The organism is Pseudomonas sp. MWU347 (assembly GCF_017947305.1).
Lineage (GTDB): Bacteria > Pseudomonadota > Gammaproteobacteria > Pseudomonadales > Pseudomonadaceae > Aquipseudomonas > Aquipseudomonas putida_A.
The window spans coordinates 1-20,111 of record NZ_JAFGZB010000018.1 but is presented as its reverse complement, the minus strand read 5'-3'; the positions used below and the strand labels follow the sequence as shown (position 1 = coordinate 20,111).

The 20,111-nt window shown below is 59.3% G+C and carries 20 protein-coding genes; 15 read left to right on the top strand and 5 right to left on the bottom strand.

The window, feature by feature from the left end:
• Positions 1–6: 6 nt before the first annotated feature.
• The gene (locus KCG87_RS26730; protein WP_045122414.1) at positions 7–459 is read right to left on the bottom strand and encodes an Lrp/AsnC family transcriptional regulator; all 453 of its coding nucleotides are present in this window, start codon (positions 457–459) and stop codon (positions 7–9) included.
• 179 nt (positions 460–638) lie between these two features.
• Here KCG87_RS26730 and KCG87_RS26725 point away from each other — a divergent pair, with 179 nt between their 5' ends.
• The 8 genes from KCG87_RS26725 (at position 639) to KCG87_RS26690 (ending at position 6,902) form a co-directional block, all read left to right on the top strand.
• Complete coding sequence (locus tag KCG87_RS26725) at positions 639–1,256, top strand: LysE family translocator (protein ID WP_098968506.1); 618 nt, start codon at positions 639–641, stop codon at positions 1,254–1,256.
• Between the two features lie 25 nt (positions 1,257–1,281).
• A complete protein-coding gene (panB, locus tag KCG87_RS26720) occupies positions 1,282–2,124 on the top strand; it encodes a 3-methyl-2-oxobutanoate hydroxymethyltransferase (RefSeq protein WP_210559174.1) in 843 nt (280 codons plus the stop codon).
• A 26-nt stretch (positions 2,125–2,150) separates the two neighbouring features.
• A complete protein-coding gene (locus KCG87_RS26715) occupies positions 2,151–2,624 on the top strand; it encodes a MaoC family dehydratase (protein WP_098968367.1) in 474 nt (157 codons plus the stop codon).
• A 362-nt stretch (positions 2,625–2,986) separates the two neighbouring features.
• Positions 2,987–3,349, top strand: coding sequence for a hypothetical protein (locus KCG87_RS26710; RefSeq protein WP_134786166.1), 363 nt, complete (start codon positions 2,987–2,989; stop codon positions 3,347–3,349).
• Between the two features lie 214 nt (positions 3,350–3,563).
• On the top strand, positions 3,564–4,106 hold the full coding sequence (locus tag KCG87_RS26705) for a PAAR domain-containing protein (protein ID WP_210559173.1): 543 nt from the start codon (positions 3,564–3,566) through the stop codon (positions 4,104–4,106).
• Positions 4,106–4,834, top strand: a complete 729-nt coding sequence (locus KCG87_RS26700) for a peptidoglycan recognition family protein (protein WP_210559172.1) — start codon at positions 4,106–4,108, stop codon at positions 4,832–4,834. Before KCG87_RS26705 ends, KCG87_RS26700 begins: the two co-directional genes overlap by 1 nt.
• A gap of 384 nt (positions 4,835–5,218) precedes the next feature.
• Positions 5,219–5,740 carry a hypothetical protein gene (locus tag KCG87_RS26695; protein ID WP_210559171.1) on the top strand — a complete coding sequence of 174 codons (522 nt, stop codon included), beginning with the start codon at positions 5,219–5,221 and terminating at the stop codon, positions 5,738–5,740.
• Between the two features lie 187 nt (positions 5,741–5,927).
• The gene (locus KCG87_RS26690) at positions 5,928–6,902 is read left to right on the top strand and encodes an AraC family transcriptional regulator (RefSeq protein WP_210559170.1); all 975 of its coding nucleotides are present in this window, start codon (positions 5,928–5,930) and stop codon (positions 6,900–6,902) included.
• Positions 6,903–7,442: 540 nt separating this feature from the next.
• Here the strand turns inward: KCG87_RS26690 and KCG87_RS26685 are convergent.
• Positions 7,443–9,362 carry a tyrosine-protein phosphatase gene (locus KCG87_RS26685; protein ID WP_098968358.1) on the bottom strand — a complete coding sequence of 640 codons (1,920 nt, stop codon included), beginning with the start codon at positions 9,360–9,362 and terminating at the stop codon, positions 7,443–7,445.
• A 320-nt stretch (positions 9,363–9,682) separates the two neighbouring features.
• Here KCG87_RS26685 and KCG87_RS26680 point away from each other — a divergent pair, with 320 nt between their 5' ends.
• Positions 9,683–10,159, top strand: coding sequence for a hypothetical protein (locus KCG87_RS26680; RefSeq protein ID WP_098968357.1), 477 nt, complete (start codon positions 9,683–9,685; stop codon positions 10,157–10,159).
• A 65-nt stretch (positions 10,160–10,224) separates the two neighbouring features.
• A complete protein-coding gene (locus KCG87_RS26675; RefSeq protein ID WP_193774888.1) occupies positions 10,225–10,464 on the top strand; it encodes a hypothetical protein in 240 nt (79 codons plus the stop codon).
• A gap of 103 nt (positions 10,465–10,567) precedes the next feature.
• Here KCG87_RS26675 and KCG87_RS26670 read toward each other — a convergent pair whose 3' ends face one another.
• Positions 10,568–11,056, bottom strand: coding sequence for an ATP-binding protein (locus tag KCG87_RS26670; protein WP_210559169.1), 489 nt, complete (start codon positions 11,054–11,056; stop codon positions 10,568–10,570).
• Between the two features lie 88 nt (positions 11,057–11,144).
• Between KCG87_RS26670 and KCG87_RS26665 the strand changes: the two genes are divergently transcribed.
• The gene (locus tag KCG87_RS26665) at positions 11,145–11,426 is read left to right on the top strand and encodes a hypothetical protein (protein ID WP_098968355.1); all 282 of its coding nucleotides are present in this window, start codon (positions 11,145–11,147) and stop codon (positions 11,424–11,426) included.
• Between the two features lie 507 nt (positions 11,427–11,933).
• On the opposite strand, the gene KCG87_RS26660 is transcribed toward KCG87_RS26665, so the two are convergent.
• Complete coding sequence (locus tag KCG87_RS26660) at positions 11,934–14,138, bottom strand: OsmC domain/YcaO domain-containing protein (RefSeq protein ID WP_210559168.1); 2,205 nt, start codon at positions 14,136–14,138, stop codon at positions 11,934–11,936.
• Between the two features lie 230 nt (positions 14,139–14,368).
• Here KCG87_RS26660 and proP point away from each other — a divergent pair, with 230 nt between their 5' ends.
• The gene (gene proP, locus KCG87_RS26655; RefSeq protein ID WP_134786162.1) at positions 14,369–15,871 is read left to right on the top strand and encodes a glycine betaine/L-proline transporter ProP; all 1,503 of its coding nucleotides are present in this window, start codon (positions 14,369–14,371) and stop codon (positions 15,869–15,871) included.
• 49 nt (positions 15,872–15,920) lie between these two features.
• Here the strand turns inward: proP and KCG87_RS26650 are convergent, their stop codons facing one another.
• Entirely contained in the window at positions 15,921–16,787 is an 867-nt protein-coding gene (locus tag KCG87_RS26650) for a LysR substrate-binding domain-containing protein (protein ID WP_134786161.1), read from the bottom strand.
• Positions 16,788–16,886: 99 nt separating this feature from the next.
• Between KCG87_RS26650 and KCG87_RS26645 the strand changes: the two genes are divergently transcribed.
• The 3 genes from KCG87_RS26645 to KCG87_RS26635 are packed head-to-tail and all read left to right on the top strand — an operon-like array spanning position 16,887 to position 20,090.
• The gene (locus KCG87_RS26645; RefSeq protein ID WP_246881852.1) at positions 16,887–17,819 is read left to right on the top strand and encodes a DMT family transporter; all 933 of its coding nucleotides are present in this window, start codon (positions 16,887–16,889) and stop codon (positions 17,817–17,819) included.
• 47 nt (positions 17,820–17,866) lie between these two features.
• Positions 17,867–19,123 carry an MFS transporter gene (locus KCG87_RS26640; RefSeq protein ID WP_210559167.1) on the top strand — a complete coding sequence of 419 codons (1,257 nt, stop codon included), beginning with the start codon at positions 17,867–17,869 and terminating at the stop codon, positions 19,121–19,123.
• A gap of 37 nt (positions 19,124–19,160) precedes the next feature.
• Positions 19,161–20,090: an alpha/beta hydrolase fold domain-containing protein gene (locus KCG87_RS26635; RefSeq protein ID WP_210559191.1), complete on the top strand. Its 930-nt coding sequence runs from the start codon at positions 19,161–19,163 to the stop codon at positions 20,088–20,090.
• Positions 20,091–20,111 lie beyond the last annotated feature (21 nt).

Genomic DNA, 20,111 nt, shown 5'->3' with positions numbered 1-20,111 from the left:
CTCTGTTTACAACGGCAACGGTCGATCCTGCACCACGCGCTTCATCACCAGCGTCGAGGTCAGCCGCTGCACATTCGGCAAAGTCGAAAGGCACTCGTCATACAGGCGCTGAAACGCTGGCAAATCCTGAGCGATGACGTGCAGCAAATAATCCGGTTCGCCGAACAACCGTTGCGCATCCACCACCTGCGGAATCTCCACCAGCGCCGCCTCGAACGCCTCCACCGCTTGCCGGTCGCCTTCGCGCAACGTGGCGAAGACCATCGCGGAAAAGTTCAGGCCCAGTGCGGCGGGGTCGAGTTTTGCCCGGTAGCCGAGCAGCACCCCGGACTCTTCCAGCGCCCGCACGCGGCGGTGGCAGGGTGAAAGGCTCAGGCCCACGCGATCGGCCAGTTCGGTGACCGACAGCCGACCATCCTTTTGCAGCTCAGCAAGAATCTTCCGATCAGTTCTGTCCACGCAATAAAACCTTCTAATCTGATGCGCCATGACGACCATCTTTGGAAAAATATTCTAGCCGAGTTTGCTTATTCTCCCTCAACCAAAAACTGCCGCACCGCTGCAACCGGCGCGGCACTTGATTGATGGAAAACCAACATGAGCAAAGCAACGCCACGTCAACGGCCATGGGTGACGCCATGACCTTCAGCGTATTCGCCGCTTTCTGGGCGGTATCGATTCTGTTTGTGATCACCCCCGGCGCCGACTGGGCCTACGCGATTTCCGCAGGCTTGAAGCACCGCGTCGTACTCCCCGCCGTGGGCGGTCTGCTGTCCGGGCACTTACTCGCGACGCTGATTGTGGCGGCCGGGGTAGGCACGCTGATCGCCGGACATCCGCTGGCCCTGACAGCACTGACCGTAGCCGGCGCCGGTTACCTGCTGTGGCTGGGCGCCAATCTGTTCGCCCGCCCTTCCACTCCGCACGCCGCAGCGAGCCAGACCAGCGACTCATGGGCGCGCTGGGCCTTGAAGGGTCTTTGCGTGAGCGGGCTCAACCCGAAAGTGTTCTTGCTGTTTCTCGCCCTGTTGCCGCAATTCACCGACGCCGGCGCGCCGTGGCCCGTGCCGCTGCAAATGGTCGCGCTCGGCCTGGTGCATACCGCCAGTTGCGCGGTGATCTATCTGCTGGTCGGGTTTGGCTCACAGGTGGTACTGCGCGCCCGGCCTGCAGCGGCACGCAGGGTCAGTCGAGTTTCAGGGCTGATCATGATTGCGATTGCGCTGGGGCTGCTGATCGAACAGCTGCACGCCTGATTCTTCCTCCTGACGAGATCTGCCAATGACCGAACACACCTCACCCTACGACACCACTGCCCTAACCAAGCCGGCAACACGCCTGCGCATCCCGCAGCTCAAACAGATGAAAGTCGAAGGGCGCAAATGGGCGATGCTGACCGCGTACGACATGTACAGCGCAGTAATTTTCGAGGACGCCGGCATTCCCGTCCTGCTGGTCGGCGACTCAGCGTCCAACAACGTGTTTGGCAACGACTCGACCTTGGCCGTGACCGTCGACGAACTGCTCCCGCTGGTGCGCGCCGTCACCCGATCAACCCGGCGGGCCTTGGTCATCGCCGACCTGCCCTTCGGCTCGTACCAGGTTTCACCCGAACAATGCCTGCAAACCGCCGTGCGTTTCATGAAGGAGGCTGGCGCCCATGCGGTGAAGATCGAGGGCGGTGTCGAATTGCTGCCACACATCGCCAAGCTCAGCGTCTCGGGCATCCCGGTCATGGCCCACATCGGTTTCACCCCGCAGATGGAACATCAATTGGGCGGCTATCGTGTACAAGGTCGGGGCGAAGACGGGCAGCGCCTGATCGACAGCGCCAAAGCGCTGGAAGCCGCCGGCGCGTTCGCCCTGCTGATCGAAATGGTGCCCGGCGACGTTGGCGCAGCGATCACTCAAGCGGTGGCGATCCCCACTGTGGGCATCGGCGCCGGCAATCAGTGCGACGCGCAAGTGCTGGTCTGGCAAGACATGGCCGGCCTGCGCCTGGGACGTCTGCCGCGCTTCGTCAAACAGTACGCCGACCTGCGCAGCGTCCTGCAAACGGCGGCCAGAGACTTCGCCGACGACGTACAGGCCGGCACCTTCCCCGGCCCCGAACACACCTTTTAACCAACCGCCAGCAGCAGGAGGCCCCCATGCAAACCCCGAGACAACGCGCCGCCGAAGGCCTCAAGGTGGGCGACCGCTTCAACGTCGTCCGCCGTTTCACACCCGACGACGTCCATCACTTCGCGCAACTGTCCCGCGACTACAACCCCGTCCACTGCGACGCGCACTATGCGCAACTGCGAGCATTCAAAGCGCCGATCACCCACGGCCTGCTCACGGCCAGCCTGATGACCGAAATCGGCGGCCAGATCGGCTGGCTCGCCACCGGCATGAACCTCCAGTTCAAGCGCCCCGTCTATCCCGGCGAAACCATCACCTGCCACTGGCTCATCACCAGCATCGACGAGCGAGGCCACGCAACAGCCGAAGTCAGCGTCTTCAACGAACAACACATCACCGTGCTCGAAGCTATCACCACCGGCGTCCTGCCCGGCGCGCCAGAACGCGAATACATGAAACACATGCTGGCCGAGGGCGACCCTACCAATGGCGCGCGATGACGCGTTTAAACAGAGTTGTTTATATGACACCCGGTGTTACGTCCCCAAGGCTACAACGCCTTGCGCCATTGCCTACGACTACGCCAGAATCCGCCGGCTTGTGCGCCTAGAGTGCGGGTTCTATCGTGGGTCGGTCGCTGATAAAGCAGCGATCGGGTTTGGTAGCCCGGTTTCACACATGGCGCAAAACGTCACCTTACGCAGATGCCTTCTGGCGCCTGTGTTTTATGGTGGCCATGCGCAGGGCGCTTTCGAGCGCGCCGGTTTTTCCATGTGTGCCGGTCTACCAACCTTCGTAATGGCCACCACCCTCGTTTGGTAGCGAATGTGATGGTTCCCTTAGCCACATATGGAGCGTCACTATGTTCAAGGTCACACCAAACCCACCCGTAACCGAAACGGTCTCACCCTACGAATCCTCCGATTCCCGAAAACTCAGCGAAGCCGCCGAACGCGCCCTCGACCACTACCTGAACCCCGCCAGCCAAATCATGGCCACGCCCTACACACCCAACGCCATGTTCCTGGCCAACCCCAAAATCGCCACCGAGGAATTGCTGGCGAACGCCAGTGAATCACTGGGTTCGGCAACGGTGATGTTGGGGGATGTGGCCGCGCTGGTGGAGGGGCCGATTCGCAAGACGCTGCTGGGCATTGCGCAGGTGGTGATGCTGGGGGAACTGGCGGTGAATCAGGCGTTGGATAATGTTGTGCCGACGGCATAACGAACGCTCCCTCCTTGGCGGCGTTAAATAGGTCGCCACGGAGGGACTAACTAGAAACAGGAACGCGTTAGGCATCTGCCTTCAGGACGAACCGATAGGCGAATTCTCAGATTCCCAACACCTCGCTCCGAAAGCTCAAGATCGCCCTGCTATGGTTTGCAGCCTGCCTCTATGCCAGACTTCGACTGCCGTTACTTCTACAAGGATGTTCAAGATGTCGGGCAAACCTGCCGCTCGTATTACCGATCCCACGTCCTGCCCACTACCAGGGCATGGAGTCAATCCAATAGCCTCCGGGTCTCCTGACGTTTTCTTCGATGGCTTGGCTGCCGCCCGACAAACTGACAAGAGCGCATGTGGGAGCGCAATTGTCGGAAACGTCGCCTCCACGGTTCTCATCAACGGCTTGCCCGCAGCAACCTTGGGTAGCACGGGAGCCCATGGCAACAATGTCATCAGTGGCTCCGGTACTGTAATCATTGGCAACTCACATACTCCCGCGCCGTTTACGCCTCCACTGCCGTTAGTCCTGCCTAATACCTTTGGTCAATCATTCAGCGTGCTCAACAGCGAGACCGGTGAGCCATTGGCACTCAGGGATTTTGTAGCAACCGTCGACGGGGTAAAAGTCACGGGCGTCACGGATGCAAATGGAGTTGCTCACGTGAAGGCGCCATCGAAAGACTCAAAAATCTCTCTGCACGTCATATTTAATGCTCCGGCAAGAACACTCGACGAACTGTCGGAGGGGCAATAATGGCTGACAATTTCTCAACGAAAGCGACCGCTCAAAAAATCAAACCTGGCGAGTTCATGTGCCCCATCCCGGTAAAAGTCGATGATCGTGCGGCAACACGCGAGGCGATAATTCAAAGCATCCGAAAGGCAGGCGGCGTCTTTACCGAACGCTCTAGCTGGGGTGCGGCCAAGGCCAAACCTGACATGGAAAAGGATTGGGACTATTCAATGATTGCTCTGCACCATGCCGGGCGCTCATACGAATGCACTCCAGGCGGAAGCAAGCAGATGAAAGGCGTTCAATCCCACCACATGGGTAACGGCTTTGACGATATCGGCTACCACTATGGAATCGCATGCGACGGAACGGTTCTAGAAGGCCGTGACATCAGGTTTCTAGGGTCGAACGTTCACCTCTTCAATACAGGCGTGATCGGAATAGTGCTTCTGGAAAACCTGACTACTGCAGAGGAAGGCGGAGACATCGTTGCGAAAGGCAGGGAAACCCTGGAGTACTTCGGGGTTAGCACAACAAATGTCATACCTGCGGCACAGATTGACTCGTTACTGCGATTGATCAAAGTGCTTAAAGACGTTTTTCTGATCAAGAATTTTGGCGGCCACCGGGAGTACCCCGGCCAAGTGAGTGAAGGGAAAATCTGCCCCGGCAACATTGGCATGGAGCTTGTCAGAAACATCCGCACCAAGACCGGACTTCTTCCACCACCGAAGCCAGGCGCGGAATGAAATATTTGATATTTGCTGGTTTGGTCTCGCTTTTGATCATCCTGAACGTGGGCTTCTATAACGAAGTTTCTGATGGTGAGGTCAATCGAGTTTTCTTCATTAAGAAGGAGCCAACGTTGCGTGTAAAATTTACAAACATCCATGCAAACGATGGGAATTACCGTAGAGTAGGAAAGCTCACGAGCGAGCAAAGGCAGGACGTCATTGATTATTGCAAGTACAGATTAGGTATCCACACAGAGGCGTCAACGCAGGCTGACATCGAAATGTGCGCAAAGAGATAAAAAACGGCAAGCCGAATAACTGGATATTCATTCAACCTGTTCAGGAAGCCAATTCAGCGCTCGATCTGATTTTTGATTCCATCAATGGTATTTTCGGTCAATGAATCTGTATCGCTGCTTCGTCTACCTGACATTACTTCTCTGCGCTGGCTGTGTAAAAACAGCCAACATCCCACCCGCCGACCTTACTTTATCGTCTTTCGAATTAGGAGCGAATAATCTTTTCACTGTGAAATTTACTTCAACAGTGGATTTGGCTAGCGCATTCAATGATTTCGAAAATACTAATCAGCTCACACCAACGCTGACCTGTTCGTTAGACGGCGATATGGATTTTTCGTCCGAGCATTCAATCAATATAAAGGCTGAAGGCCTGGTGAACGCGAGCAGCCAAACCAGACCAAATTACACCTTCACTTCAGAACTTGTTTTTTACAATACAAGACCCGATGGGACGCAACTCGATCTGAATGATTACGAAGCCGTCCGACCGCTACTAGCCAATAAGGCTTTCATACCCTGCAAGGTAAGCATTACTGCGTATGGATATAAAACCTATTACACAAAGTCATTGATCATTCCAACCACGAAAATGACAGAACAGATATTTAAGAAGCCTTAGATAAAACCTAAGCAAGAACAACCTGAAGTATCTGCCTGCTGCTGGATATACCTGGGGGTTATTGGTCGAAAGGAAACCTGCCTCCAGTGGCTCAATCTCCCGTCACAAACCTGTCACCCCCAACCTGCTAACCTCCCCTGCGCCTCCTCCCCACTTACTTAAGAGCCCCAACAAAAGGTGCCCCAAGGTGTACTCCGTCGCCCCACCCCGCCAAAAAATCATCCTCCGCTCCGAAAACCTCCACTCCGAAGACTTCGGCGCCCTCTTCTCCCGGCTCTTCGGCAATCGCTACGCCGACACCCCGCCGATCCCCTCCAACATCATCATCGGCGGCGTCTACGGGCGGCACGACGGGGTCAGTTTCCGGCGTATGCATTACCACGGTGATTTCACCGTCACCTTCCCCGACCCGCAGGACGAGATCACTTTTGTGATTCCCACGGCGGGCAAGATTGTGTTCAACCACCGCACCGAGTCCGTCGGTGTGGCGCAAGTGGGGTTGGCGATTGATAAGGCGGATATCCGCTCGATGCGGTTTCTCGACAATCACGCGCAGCACGGGATTTCGGTGAATCGGGGGCAGTTGACTGAGCGGTTGGCGGCGTTGTTGGGGCGGCCGGTTGTGCAGAAGATTGTGTTTGAGCCGGTGGTGGATCTGCACTCGGCAGCGTTTGGCGGGATCAAGGCGTTGATTGATCTGGCGACGGGGACGGAGTTTGATCTGTTGCTCAACAGCGGGACGCTGATGCCGTCGCGGTTGCGCGAGATGTTGATTGATGCGGTGCTGGAGGCGTGGCCGCACAATTTTACCGAGGCGTTGCGCCAGCCGGCGCCGAGGGTGGCGCCGCGGCATGTGAAGTTGGCGATGGAGTTTATTCAGGCGCATCCCGAGCAGTTGGTGAGTGGGGTTGAGTTGGCGCGGTTGAGCAATGCCAGTCAGCGCGCATTGCAGGATGGGTTTCGGCAGTTTGTCGGGATGTCGATTGTGGCGTATCAGCGGCAGGTGCGGCTGGAGCGCGCTTTCGAGGCGCTGGGGCAGCGGCATTCGGCGTCGGTGACGGAGGTGGCGTTGCGCTTTGGCTTCAGTAATGTCGGGCGGTTTTGTCAGTATTTTCAGCAGGCGTATGGGGTGAGTCCGGCGCATCTGAGAGGGCGGGGTTGATTGGTTTATCGGCGGGGATGCTGGTGGATCAGTTGATGGTGATGTTGGCTGTCATGGCGCCTTCGCGAGCAAGCCCGCTCCCACAGGGTTATGCAGTGGACTCAAGACTGGCGCTGGTCGGTGACACGGCTGATGTGCTGGACTCAGGTTTGGCGGCTGGCGGGGATCTGAATGTGGGAGCGGGCTTGCTCGCGAATGCGGCGGGTCAGTTGATGGTGATGTTGGCTGACATGACGCCTTCGCGAGCAAGCTCGCTCCCACAGGGTTAGTTGGTGGACTCAAGACTGGCGCTGGTCGGTGACACGACTGATGTGATGGGCTCAGGTTTGGCGGCTGGCCGGGATCTGAATGTGGGAGCGGGCTTGCTCGCGAATGCTGTGGGTCAGGCGAGGTGATGGTGACTGACACGGCCTCTTCGCGAGCAAGCCCGCTCCCACAAGTTTTTGCGGTGACTCAGGGTTGGCCGTTCCCTGCTCCACCATATTTTGCTGGTGCTTTGTGAATGGTGGTCGTCCTTGACCTTGCGCGGTTGTCCCTGCTTTAGAACGCGTAACTGGCCTTCAGGCTGCCACTGAAACCGTGGCTGTCACCACCGCCGCTGGCACCGACTTCTGCGCCGACGCTGACCGCGCCGAGGCTGGCCATCAGGTTGACGCCGCCGCTGAACTGGTCGCGGTTGTCGAAGGCGGCGCGCTGTTCGATGTCTAGGCCCAGCAGGTGACTTTGGCTGTTGACGTCGTTGTTGCCCAGGGTGCGTTCGTAGCCGACTTGTACGCCCGGCACCAGTTGCCATGCGCCCATCGCCACCGGGGCAAATGCCACGTTGAGGTTGGCGACGGCACTGCGGCGGGTGGCGGTGTTGTCGTCGATGTCGAGTGCCAGTTCGCTGCCGTTCTCTTGGAAGCCTTTGAGGTCGAGGTGGCTGACGCGCAAGCCGAGGCTCGGTTCGAGGATCATGCCGTTGACCGGTGCGCGGTAACCCAGCGCCAACGTCGCGCCGGAGAGGTTGCCGTGAGTGTCGCCCTTGGCCGCGCCGAGGCCGCCACCGAGTTCGCGTTTGCTGTCGTAATCGACGTAGCCGGCGCTGGCGTTGGCGTCGACGAACAGGCCACGTTCCAGGCTAGTGAAGCCGTAGCGCGCGCCGAGGTTGAAGAAGGTGAAATCGGTATCGGCCTCGCCGCCCGCGCCGCCGACGGTGCCTTTGCTGTAGCCGAAGCCGCCGCGTGCGCTGAGTTGTTCGGAGAAGCGCTGGGTGATACTAACCATCAGGCCCTGGCTGTGTTCGTTGCTGCTTTCGGCGTGGGACGAGCCGTCGGTGCCGAGGTAACCGGCGAGCGCGGTGGTCCACAAACGGTATTGGCCGACTTTCAGATCGGTGCCGCTGGCGTAGGGTGCGGCGGCTTGTTCGATCAGCGCGTTCTGCCGCAGCAAGTAACTGGCGGCGTCGGCGTGAACTTGACCGCCAACCTGGGATTCGACACCGCCGAGGGTGCCGGCGTCGATGGCCGATTGCAGGTAGTAGTTGTAGGCGCTGTAGGTGCCGGACAGGTTGGTGTTCTGCAACTCGCGGAGCAATTGGGCACCGGCAGCGGCGTTGCCGATCAACCCCGCCTGACCCGGCAGGCTGTTGTACTCGACCAGTTTGCCGCGCAACACGTAGATGGTTTCCTGCGACAGGCCGAGGCCTTGTTTGAGGTAGTTGTCCATGCTGCCGTATTCGGCGGTGACCTCATCCAGACCGGCCTGGAGGTAACTGGCCTGCACGCCGAGCAGCGGCGCGTACACCGAAGCCATGCTTGGCGGCATTGCTTTAAGAGTCGCGGCGACGCGGGCGGCGGTGTAGTCGTTGGTCGCCAGGTAGTTGGCCATGATGGTCGCGTTATCGACCCCGGCGATGCTCTGCAGCACGGCGGCGGTCCAGCCGGTTCGGTCCTTGCCGGCGGTGCAATGGAACAATTGTGCGCCGTCGGTGGTAGCCAGTTCGTTGAACAGCTTGCCGAATTGACCGCGCATCCCGGCGTCGCTGACGAAGGCGCGGTTGGTCTGCTCCATCATGGCGATGGCGTCGGCGGCGCTTTTGAACGACACGGTGGTGATGTTCGCGCCCGAGGTAGTGCTGCCGATAATGTCGATGTTCTGGTAGGTCGCACCGCTCAGCATCGTATCCGGCGTGGCGGCGATTTCGCTCGGGGTGCGCAGGTCGTAGACGGCTTTGATGCCCAGGCTGTTGAGCGTCGCCAGATCCGCTGCCGACGGCGTGATCGCGTTGGAGCGGTAGAACACGCCGCCACGCATGGTGCCGTCGTGGGCGGTGGAATACGCAGTGGTCAGGCCGGCGACATCACGGAAGTTGTCGATGCTTTGCAGGCGCGGCGTGTCGAGCACCACAGGCTCGGCGGCGTGGGCAGCGGCGATGGACAGGCTCAGAACGGACAGCGAACACACAAGACGTTGAAACACAGTGCAGCCTCATTGGAATTAGCATTGGGCTGGCTACTATCTGCAATCAACTGATACCAAATATGACAGAACGACTGCGCACGCAAATGCCTGCGTGATTGGGCCGTGGGCTGCGTTTTTTGTCCGTATCTGCCGGAGAGCCACTGTAGGAGTGAGCCTGCTCGCGATAGCGGTGGGTCAGACAACGTAAATGTCAGCGATATACCGCTATCGCGAGCAGGCTCACTCCTACAGGGTTCGGTGAAGAATGTGGAGTTTTCGGTTGAAGGCGATTCCGTCCATAATCCCTCCCCCAAATGGACTGACACAGGAAATGTGAAATGGACACCACTCAATGGCTCGGTTTGTTCGAGCGGGCTTTTCGCGGCATGGAGAAGAATCTTGAGCAAGTGCTGCAACTCAACAGTTGCCGCGAGCATTGGATTCAAGCCCAGATCAGTCTGCAAGCCTGGTTCGAAGATGAGATCGAGATCTGGACGGATCTGCCGATAGGCGACCGACGCAAAGCGGACCTGTACTCATTGGACGACAACGGTGCGCCGAGGATGGTCGCCGAAATCAAATGCCTGGGCGATGTCTCGCAGGCCAAGTGCCTGGAAGGCGATTGGTCAGTGCGGGCCGATGTTGATCGGTTGCGCTCTTTCGAATGCCCCACCCGCCTGTTCGTCCTGGTCATCGCCAAAGGCGAGCGCGAAACCAATACCGGACGTCGCCTTCGCGAAGATGAATGGGTGGATGGCCGGACATGCGTCACTGTGGATCTGCAATTTGCCCTGGTTCGGATGTGGGCTTTGTAGGTCAAGTTCTTCATCCACTTCTGCACGCGACGTGGGCCGACATCGCGGCTCGCTCGGGTGCGCCGTTGCTCAACATCGAAGTGATTTGCTCGGATCGACGTGAGCATCGTCGTCGGGTTGAGCAGCGGCAATCAGACATCACGGGGCTGACATCACCGAGTTGGTTTTCTGTTGTGAATCACGAATATGAGGCCTGGACGCAGCCGATCCTTCGGCTCGACACCACGAGTCTCTCCGTGGATCAGGCGGTGGAAATCATTGTGGGAACTGGCCTGCTGGCGATTGGGGCGAGCCTGCCAAAGTGATGGCGACTGACACGGCCCTATCGCTGGCAAGCCAGCTCCCACAGTTTTTTGCGGTGAGCTCAGGGTTGGCGGCTGCCAGAGATCCAAAGTGGGAGCTAGCCTGCTAGCGATTTCCGTGCATGACGATCTTCAGCTCCTCGCCCACTTCCGGCACCTGAAAGTAGCTGGAGATCAAATCAAACTCTGCATCCGACGCCGCAAACTCATGTTCGGCCAGCGCATTGCGTGCATGTAGCCGGGCGCGGCAAGTATCGTCATCCACCGCGAGATAGTGCAGGCAATGCGGCACTTTTGCAGTATCCGCCAGCCCTCGCAGCCACTGCCGATCCGCCACGGCATTGGCCGGAAAATCCAGCACCACACTCACCCCCGCGCTAAGCAGATCGATCACCAACGGCCCCAGCACGCCGCGAATCTGCCGCGCACATCGAAGGTAATCCGCCACGGATTTGATCTGCTCCGGATACAGCCGCGACAGCCACTGATCCTCACTGAGCACCAGCGCGCGCTGCTCCTCAGCCAGTAATTGGGACAGTGTCGATTTGCCCGAGGCGATCTTGCCGCACATCAGGTGTAGTGTGGGTGCACGCATTGGGGACGCTTCCTTATGTCGATTGCTGGATAATGCCCAACGCCTGTCGGCGAGGCAATTGAGGCGCATGACCCAACGAGGAACCCAGATGACCACAATCACCGCACGCCACTGCTCGTCCTGGGTGCTACTTACCCTGCTCGCCACTGCCATGGCGCTGACGGCCGGCTGTTCGAGCAAGCGCTACGCCACCAATGGCTCGAACTGCTACGCCAAAGCCGTGCCCACTTCCGGCGAAGGCGGTCTGGCCTGGGGCGATACCTTGAGCATGGCGCGCAAGAAGTCGTTGAATAACTGCATGCGTTATGCGAGCCGCTCCGGAGGGACGCCGAACACTTGCCAGGTGGTGCAGGCGCAGTGCAAGCGCTGACGGCACCGATAATGATGTTGGCTGAAACGGCCCTATCGCTGGCAAGCCAGCTCCCACAGGGTTATTGGGTGGACTCAGGATTGGCGGCTGCCAGAAATCCAATGTGGGAGCGAGCCTGCTCGCGAATGCGATCCGTCAGCCAAAGCGATGGCGACTGACACGCCCTCTTCGCGAGCAGGCTCGCTCCCACATGGGGTTGTGCAGTGGACTCAGAATTAGCGGCGGGTTCCCGCAGGTTTTGCGGCGGAGACGGGATTGGCGTCCAGTGTGCCGTCCTGATCCATGCGGTTCATGGCGTTGGCGTTCAAGTACACAGCAGTATTAGTGAGAGTCATTTTGCCGACTCCATGTCCCCACAATACTCACTTGTGGTGAGGGGATTTATCCCCGATGGACTGCGTAGCAGGCCCGCTTCTTTATTGGTTGAAGAAGCCCGGCCCACTTTGCGCGCCATCGGGTATAAATCCCCTCACGACAGGTTTACTCAGCAGAAGTGACCGTCTGCTATCAGCGATTCAACGCCGCCGCATTAGCCCGCGCCGCGTGCAGCTTCTTATAGCTGTCGATCAGACGCAGGTGACGATCCAGCCCTTCGAGCTTCATGCTGGTCGGCGTCAGACCGTAGAAACGCACGCTGCCATTGACCGAACCGATCGCCGCGTCCATGCGCTCGTCGCCGAACATGCGGCGGAAGTTGGCCTCGTAATCGGCCAGCTCCAGATCCTCGTCCAGCTCCATTTCCAGGCACACGTTCACCGCTTGGTAGAACAAACCGCGCTCGACAGTGTTGTCGTTGTACTGCAGGAAGGCTTCGACCAGATCCTTGGCCTGTTCGAATTTCTGCAGGGCGAGGTAGATCAGCAGGCGCAGTTCCAGAATCGTTAGTTTGCCCCACGGCGTGTTGTCGTCGAACTCGATACCGATCAGCGTGGTGATGTCGGTGTAATCATCCAGCTCGCTGTTTTCCAGGCCTTGAGCAAGGTTGCGCAGGCCGACCTTGCTCAGACTGTGCAGGTTGAGGATGTCGGCGCGGAATTGCAGGGCCTTGTTGGTGTTGTCCCAGATCAGGTCGTCCACCGGATAGATTTCCGAGTAGTCCGGCACCAGGATCCGGCAAGCGTTGGCGCCGAGGTCGTCGTAGACCGCCATGTAGGCTTCTTTGCCCATTTCCTCGAGGATGCCGAACAGCGTTGCGGCTTCTTCGGCGTTGGAGTTTTCGCCCTGCCCCGAGAAGTCCCACTCGACGAATTCGAAGTCAGACTTGGCACTGAAGAAGCGCCACGACACCACACCGCTGGAGTCGATAAAGTGCTCGACAAAGTTGTTCGGCTCGGTCACGGCCTGGCCCGAGAAAGTCGGTTGCGGCAGATCGTTCAAGCCTTCGAAACTGCGGCCCTGCAGCAGTTCGGTCAGGCTGCGTTCCAGCGCCACTTCCAGGCTCGGGTGCGCGCCGAACGAGGCGAACACGCCGCCAGTGCGCGGGTTCATCAGGGTCACGCACATCACCGGGAATTCACCGCCCAGCGACGCGTCCTTGACCAGCACCGGGAAGCCCTGCTCTTCCAGGCCTTTGATCCCGGCGAGAATGCTCGGGTACTTCTCCAGCACTTCCTGCGGCACGTCGGGCAAAGCCATCTCGCCTTCGAGAATTTCGCGTTTGACCGCGCGCTCGAAGATCTCCGACAGACATTGCACCTGCGCTTCGGCCAAGGTATTGCCGGCGCTCATGCCGTTGCTCAGGAACAGGTTTTCGATCAGGTTCGACGGGAAGTACACCACCTCGCCGTCCGACTGGCGCACGAACGGCAGCGAGCAGATGCCACGCTGGGTGTTGCCGGAGTTGGTGTCGAACAGGTGCGAGCCTTTGAGCTCGCCGTCGCGGTTGTAAATGTCCAGGCAGTATGGGTCGAGAATCTCTGCCGGCAGCTCGTCTTTCGGACCGGGCTTGAACCAGCGCTCGTTCGGATAATGCACGAACTCGGCGGTGGCGATGTCCTCGCCCCAGAACTGGTCGTTGTAGAAGAAGTTGCAGTTCAGGCGCTCGATGAACTCGCCCAGTGCCGAGGCCAGCGCGCCCTCTTTGGTCGCGCCTTTGCCGTTGGTGAAACACATGGGCGAATGCGCATCACGGATGTGCAGCGACCATACGTTAGGCACAATGTTGCGCCACGAGGCGATTTCGATCTTCATCCCCAGATCGGCGAGAATTCCCGACATATTGGCGATGGTCTGCTCCAGCGGCAGATCTTTACCGGCAATGTAGGTGCCGGCTTCGGAAGTCGAATGCGGCATCAACAAGGCCTGCGCATCGGCGTCGAGGTTCTCGACTTCTTCGATCACAAACTCGGGACCGGTCTGCACGACCTTCTTCACCGTGCAGCGATCAATCGAACGCAGGATGCCCAGACGATCCTTCTCGGAAATGTCCGCTGGCAATTCGACCTGGATCTTGAAGATCTGGTTGTAACGGTTTTCCGGGTCGACGATGTTGTTCTGCGACAGGCGAATATTCTCGGTCGGGATATTGCGCGTTTCGCAGTACAGCTTCACGAAGTAAGCCGCGCACAAGGCCGACGACGCCAGGAAGTAGTCGAACGGCCCCGGTGCCGAGCCATCGCCCTTGTAGCGAATGGGCTGATCGGCGATCACCGTGAAGTCGTCGAACTTGGCTTCAAGTCGAAGGTTGTCGAGAAAGTTGACCTTGATTTCCATGCGGGTTTACCAGAGAGCAGAAACGAATTGGCGGCCATTATCCGGGTTTTCAGCCTGACGTCTTGTGCTTTTGCGTAATCGCCGCCGGGTGGGCTCTGCTGCGTCTTGGCGGGTGCGAACGACAAAAATGCCCTGAGCAGTGAATTTTTTCGTGTCTTCTTGTATCTGACGGAAAGAACCCATGCCAGCAAAACAATGGCATCGAATCCGTTCAGCTATGAGTGACCCGCATGAAATCAAGGAAAAACAAGGTCAATCCCATCGGATTGAAAGACATCACGATTGTCGACGACGCCAAGATGCGCAAGGCGATCACCGCTGCCGCACTGGGCAACGCCATGGAATGGTTCGACTTCGGGGTGTACGGCTTCGTCGCCTATGCACTGGGCAAGATCTTCTTCCCCGGCGCCGATCCTGGCGTGCAGATGATCGCAGCGCTGGCGACCTTCTCGGTGCCGTTCCTGATCCGTCCGTTGGGCGGCCTGTTCTTCGGTGCGCTGGGCGACAAATACGGGCGGCAGAAAGTGCTGGCCGCGACCATCGTGATCATGTCGCTGAGTACCTTCGCCATCGGCCTGATACCGTCGTATGAGTCGATCGGCATCTGGGCGCCGATCCTGCTGTTGCTGGCGAAAATGGCTCAGGGCTTCTCGGTCGGCGGTGAGTACACCGGCGCCTCGATCTTCGTCGCCGAATATGCGCCCGACCGCAAGCGCGGTTTCCTTGGCAGTTGGCTGGACTTCGGCTCGATTGCCGGTTTCGTCCTCGGCGCCGGTGTGGTGGTGCTGATCTCGACGATCATCGGCGAAGAGAAATTCCTCGAATGGGGCTGGCGTCTGCCGTTCTTCCTCGCCCTGCCGCTGGGCATGATCGGCCTCTATCTGCGGCATGCGCTGGAAGAGACGCCGGCGTTTCAACAGCACGTCGAGAAACTCGAAGAAGGCGACCGTGAAGGTCTGGCGGGCGGGCCGAAGGTCTCGTTCAAGGAAGTCGCGACCAAACACTGGCGCAGCCTGATGACCTGCATTGGCGTGGTGGCGGTGACTAACGTCACCTATTACATGCTGCTGACCTACATGCCGAGCTACCTGTCGCACAACCTGCACTACAGCGAAAACCGTGGCGTGCTGATCATCATCGCGATCATGGTCGGCATGCTGTTCGTGCAGCCGGCGATCGGTTTTATCAGCGATAAGATCGGCCGCAAGCCCTTCATTGTGGTCGGCAGCATCGGCCTGTTCCTGCTGGCGATTCCGGCGTTCATGCTGATCAACAGCGGCAAGATCGGCCTGATCTTCTCCGGCTTGCTGATCCTCGCGGTGTTGCTGAACTTCTTCATCGGTGTCATGGCCTCGACCCTGCCGGCAATGTTCCCCACGCACATCCGCTACAGCGCACTGGCCGCCGCGTTCAACGTCTCGGTGTTGATCGCCGGTCTGACCCCGACTGCCGTGGCCTGGCTGGTAGAAAGCACCAACAACCTGTACATGCCGGCCTACTACCTGATGGTGATTGCCGTGGTCGGCCTGATCACCGGCGTGACCATGAAAGAGACCGCCAACAAACCGCTGCGCGGTGCCGCACCGGCGGCGTCGGATCTTGAGGAAGCCAAGGAACTGCTCAAGGAACATCACGACAACATCGAGCAGAAAATCGAAGACATCGACGCCGAAATCGCCGAACTGGAAGCCAAGCGCAAGGATTTGGTGCAGCAGCATCCGCGCATCAACTGATGTAATGACTGACGGCGGCCCTGCCCGGAGGCCGCCGTCGCTCAACGCGTCACAACACGAAGCCGTCACCGATCAAGCGCACCAGAACCTCCCCCGCCTCACTCAATTCACCCGGTGCCTGCATCAGGCGCAACTCGTGCAGCGGCAACTCGGGTAGCCCCTCCTCACTGCTCAACACGCGCAGGCCGGGTCGCACTTGCGCACGATCAACAATGCCCACCGCCAGTCCGGCCTCGATGGCTGTTTCCAGCGCGCTGGCACCGGCGCTGACAATCACTGCGCGCCACCGGCGTCCCTGCTCGCTCAATGCATCCACGGCAACGCTGCGATAGGGACAACCCTTGCCGTGCAAGGCCAGCGGTACCGGCCGGGTGAGATCCTGCGTGTAATTGTGCGCGGCAACCCACACGGGCTGGGTCAGGCCCAGCATCCTTACGCAACGCGTCGATGGCGGCGCGTCTGCGACGACCACCAGCAACGCCAGATCCAGTTGCCCGCGTTCCAGACGCGCACTCAACCGACCGCTGGCACCTGTTTCGACTTCCAATTCGATGTGCGGAAAATCTGCCGACAGGTGCGGCAACGTACAGCCCAGGACCGCGCCGGCGTATTCCTCGGAAATCCCCAGGCGAACCCGCCCGCTGGCCAGCGGCGTGCTGAAACTCGCCAGCAATTGATCGTGGTGGCGTAGCAAATCGGCGCTCTGCAGGGCGAAGCGTCGACCCAGTGGCGTGAGGTTGACCGTCTGGTTATCGCGCTCCAGCAAGCGCCCGCCCGCCAGCGCTTCCAGACGCCGCACATGCAGGCTGACCGCTGACGGGCTCTTGTTGAGGAAACTCGCGGCGGCGAGAAATTGCCCGAAGCGCACGATTGCCTGAAAGGTGCGCAACAGTTCGATATCAAGGGCTTCGGCCATGCTTGAGAATTCCTGCATCAGTGGTGCGGATCGTATCGTTTGAATGCATCAGTGCTTGATTCATATCATCGAACTCATTCCTCTGTCAGGTGCCATGCGATGAACGTCATGCCTGTTCGTTTTTTACTGCTGATGGCAATGGTGGTCAGCTGGAGTTCGGGGTTCATTGGCTATCGCTACGTCGCCGATCAGGGCAGCGTATACCTGGCCTCATTGTGGCGTTTTGTATTGGCGGCATTGCTGTTGCTGCCGTTCGCCTGGCCCGGCTTGCGTGGTTTACGCGGCAAGGACATGTGGCATCAGGCACTGCTTGGGCTATTCGCGATGGGTGGCTACATCGGACCGATTGCCGCCTCGATTCAACTTGGCGTCACGCCTGGCACTGCGTCACTGTTTGCCAATCTGTTGCCGCTGACGATCGTGCTGCTGGCCGGCAGCGTCCCAGGCCAGCGCACACGTGGCTGGCAATGGCTGGGTGCGGCGCTATGCGTGATCGGCATGCTCCTGTCCAGCGCCGCGAGTGTCGAATGGGCCGGTGCGGGGTTGTGGGCCTACAGCTTGCCGTTACTGGCGGTATTGTCGCTGGCGGCGGCCACCTTGTTTGAGAAAGCCCGGCCGGGCATTGCAATACCGGCCACCACGGCGCTGTTCATTCAGGTATGCGCGGTGATTCCTGTATTTGCGCTGCTGGCTGGCCTTGAGGGTGAATTACGCCCGCCCATCACTGCGGATTTCGTCAGTGGCGTGCTGTGGCTGGTGATCTTCTCGACGTTTGGTGGCTACGGATTTTATTGGCTGTGCTTGCAGCAATTCAGCATACAGCGCATCAGTGGCGCGCTGTTTCTGACGCCACCGGTGACACTGTTGTGGGCGTGGATGCAGTTCGACGATCCGCTGAGTGCCAGCGCGCTACTCGGTATCGGTCTGACCCTGGTCGGGTTGCCATTGCTGGGGCGAGCACCGAGCGAAAAAGTGTGTGCCGTCGGCATCCGCCAGGAAACTAAATCCGCAGGCGACAAGTCACTGACTTAGCGGAGGTTGAGGCATTTCGCCGAACCTCGTTTATTGAAGATGCCAGCGTGGTCACTCATACCAATCGTCGCAACAACCTCTCGCTGGACAGCCTGAATTTCTTCCTCGCCGATGTGCGCGACGGGCTCGGGCCGTATCTGGCCATTTACCTGCTGGCCGTTCATCACTGGGAGCCGGCCAGCATCGGGCTGGTGATGACCCTCGCTGGCATTGCCGCCCTTGTCACCCAGGCGCCCGCCGGGGCCCTGGTCGACAACACACGCAGTAAACGAGCGGTGATCGCGATTGCCGCGTTACTGGTGACCGGCAGTTGCGTGGTGTTGCCCTTCGTGACGTCCTTCAGTCTGGTAGCGATCACCCAAGCGCTGAGCGCCGCCGCGGCATCGGTGTTCGCTCCGGCCATTTCGGCGATCACCCTGGGCATCACCGGGCCGCGCGCGTTCACCCGACGCACCGGACGCAACGAGACCTTCAACCATGCCGGCAACGCCTGCGCGGCGCTGCTGGCCGGTGGATTCGCGTACCTGTTCGGGCCGGTGGCGGTGTTTTATCTGATGGCGGTCATGGCGCTGTGCAGTGTTATCGCCGTGAGCTTCGTCGATGCCAACGCGATCAACCATGATCTGGCCCGGGGCCTTGACCCCAGCGACGCCACTCACGCCAAGGCGCCTTCGGGATTGGCGGTGCTGCTGACCAACAAGGCGCTGCTGATGTTCGCCATCTGCTGCGCCCTCTTTCACCTGGCCAACGCAGCGATGCTGCCACTGGTGAGCCAGAAACTGGCGCAGGTCAACTTGCAGATGGCGACGCCACTGACCTCGGCCTGTATCGTTGCCGCACAACTGGTCATGGTGCCGGTCGCCTTGCTGGTCGGGGCCAAAGCCGATGTTTGGGGACGCAAGCCGCTGCTACTCGCAGGCTTCCTGATTCTGCCGCTGCGTGGCGTGCTTTATACGTTATCCGCCGACCCTTACTGGTTGGTAGCGGTGCAGATGCTCGACGGCGTCGGCGCGGGGATCTTCGGTGCGCTGTTCCCGGTGGTAGTGAAAGACCTGACGCTGGGCACTGGACACTTCAACATCAGCCTCGGCGCTCTCTCGACGGTGTTTGGTCTGGGCGCAGCATTGAGTGCCAGCGTGGCGGGCATTGTGCTGCAGGAGGCCGGTTACAACGCGGCATTTCTCACCCTGGCAGTGATTGCCGGAGTGGCGTTCGTGCTGTTGTGGCTGGCGGTGCCTGAGACATTGCCGCAGGTGGGGAATATTGAGCCGGCGCTGCAACCTGAGGAGGAAGGATTTGGCTAAGAATGTGCTTGAGTTCAGCGATAGTGATCTGGCGCAGATGCAACGCTTCAATCGCAAGCTCGCCTGGCTGCCGCGTTTTCGCATCCGCAATCGGCTGACGCCGCGTTTGATCCAGGCATTGCTGCGTGCCAGTCAGATTCTCAGCGCGGATAAAACGCTCAAGCATGATCTTCATGCGCAGAACATTGTGGTCCACTCACAAGGCACTTCAGTACCCGTCCGAATCATCCGCCCGCAAGGAAAGGCTCAAGGTGTGGTGCTGGATTACCACGGTGGCGGCTGGGTGATCGGCAATGCGCAGATGAACGACGACCTTAATATCGGCATGGTCAAGGCATGCAACGTGGCGGTGGTATCGGTCGACTATCGGTTGGCAGTCAATACGCCAGTTGAGGATCTCATGCAGGATTGTCTGTGCGCTGCACGCTGGCTGTTGAGCGATGATTGCACGGAGTTCGTCGGCCTGCCGGTAATCGTTGTCGGCGAATCGGCAGGCGCGCATCTGGCAGCTGCCACCCTGTTAGCGCTCAAAGCATCATCCGATTTGCTGCAGCGGGTCAGCGGCGCCCTGCTCTATTACGGCGTTTACGATCTCGCCGGCACCCCAAGCGTGCACGCAGCACCTGCTGAAACGCTGGTACTCGACGGCCCGGGAATGGTCGAGGCGCTACGCTTGTTGACTCCAGGATTGAGCGATGATGAACGCCGGCAGGCGCCACTGTCTCCGCTGTACGGCGACTTGAGCAGATTGCCACCGGCGTTGATGTTCACCGGTGAACTGGATCCGCTGCGCGATGACACGCTGGAACTGGCTGAGCGCTGGCAACGATCAGCACCGGTTGAAATCCATCTACTGCCCTCGTCCGCCCATGGCTTTATCCATTTTCCGACCACCATGGCTAGTCGTGTTTTGGCCTACAGTCGGGCTTGGATTTCGCGTCAGATCAGGGCAAAAACAAGCAGTTAGGGCCTGTATTGGCAGGAAAAT

Bases quoted from the DNA above. Each gene is read 5' to 3' on its own strand.
- KCG87_RS26650 (WP_134786161.1), bottom strand. From the start codon at position 16,787: ATGGCCGAAGCCCTTGATATCGAACTGTTGCGCACCTTTCAGGCAATC.
- proP (WP_134786162.1), top strand. From the start codon at position 14,369: ATGAAATCAAGGAAAAACAAGGTCAATCCCATCGGATTGAAAGACATC.
- KCG87_RS26710 (WP_134786166.1), top strand. From the start codon at position 2,987: ATGTTCAAGGTCACACCAAACCCACCCGTAACCGAAACGGTCTCACCC.
- KCG87_RS26660 (WP_210559168.1), bottom strand. From the start codon at position 14,138: ATGGAAATCAAGGTCAACTTTCTCGACAACCTTCGACTTGAAGCCAAG.
- KCG87_RS26645 (WP_246881852.1), top strand. From the start codon at position 16,887: ATGAACGTCATGCCTGTTCGTTTTTTACTGCTGATGGCAATGGTGGTC.
- KCG87_RS26670 (WP_210559169.1), bottom strand. From the start codon at position 11,056: ATGCGTGCACCCACACTACACCTGATGTGCGGCAAGATCGCCTCGGGC.
- KCG87_RS26680 (WP_098968357.1), top strand. From the start codon at position 9,683: ATGGACACCACTCAATGGCTCGGTTTGTTCGAGCGGGCTTTTCGCGGC.
- KCG87_RS26705 (WP_210559173.1), top strand. From the start codon at position 3,564: ATGTCGGGCAAACCTGCCGCTCGTATTACCGATCCCACGTCCTGCCCA.
- KCG87_RS26715 (WP_098968367.1), top strand. From the start codon at position 2,151: ATGCAAACCCCGAGACAACGCGCCGCCGAAGGCCTCAAGGTGGGCGAC.
- KCG87_RS26725 (WP_098968506.1), top strand. From the start codon at position 639: ATGACCTTCAGCGTATTCGCCGCTTTCTGGGCGGTATCGATTCTGTTT.
- KCG87_RS26700 (WP_210559172.1), top strand. From the start codon at position 4,106: ATGGCTGACAATTTCTCAACGAAAGCGACCGCTCAAAAAATCAAACCT.
- KCG87_RS26635 (WP_210559191.1), top strand. From the start codon at position 19,161: ATGCAACGCTTCAATCGCAAGCTCGCCTGGCTGCCGCGTTTTCGCATC.
- KCG87_RS26665 (WP_098968355.1), top strand. From the start codon at position 11,145: ATGACCACAATCACCGCACGCCACTGCTCGTCCTGGGTGCTACTTACC.
- KCG87_RS26695 (WP_210559171.1), top strand. From the start codon at position 5,219: ATGAATCTGTATCGCTGCTTCGTCTACCTGACATTACTTCTCTGCGCT.
- panB (WP_210559174.1), top strand. From the start codon at position 1,282: ATGACCGAACACACCTCACCCTACGACACCACTGCCCTAACCAAGCCG.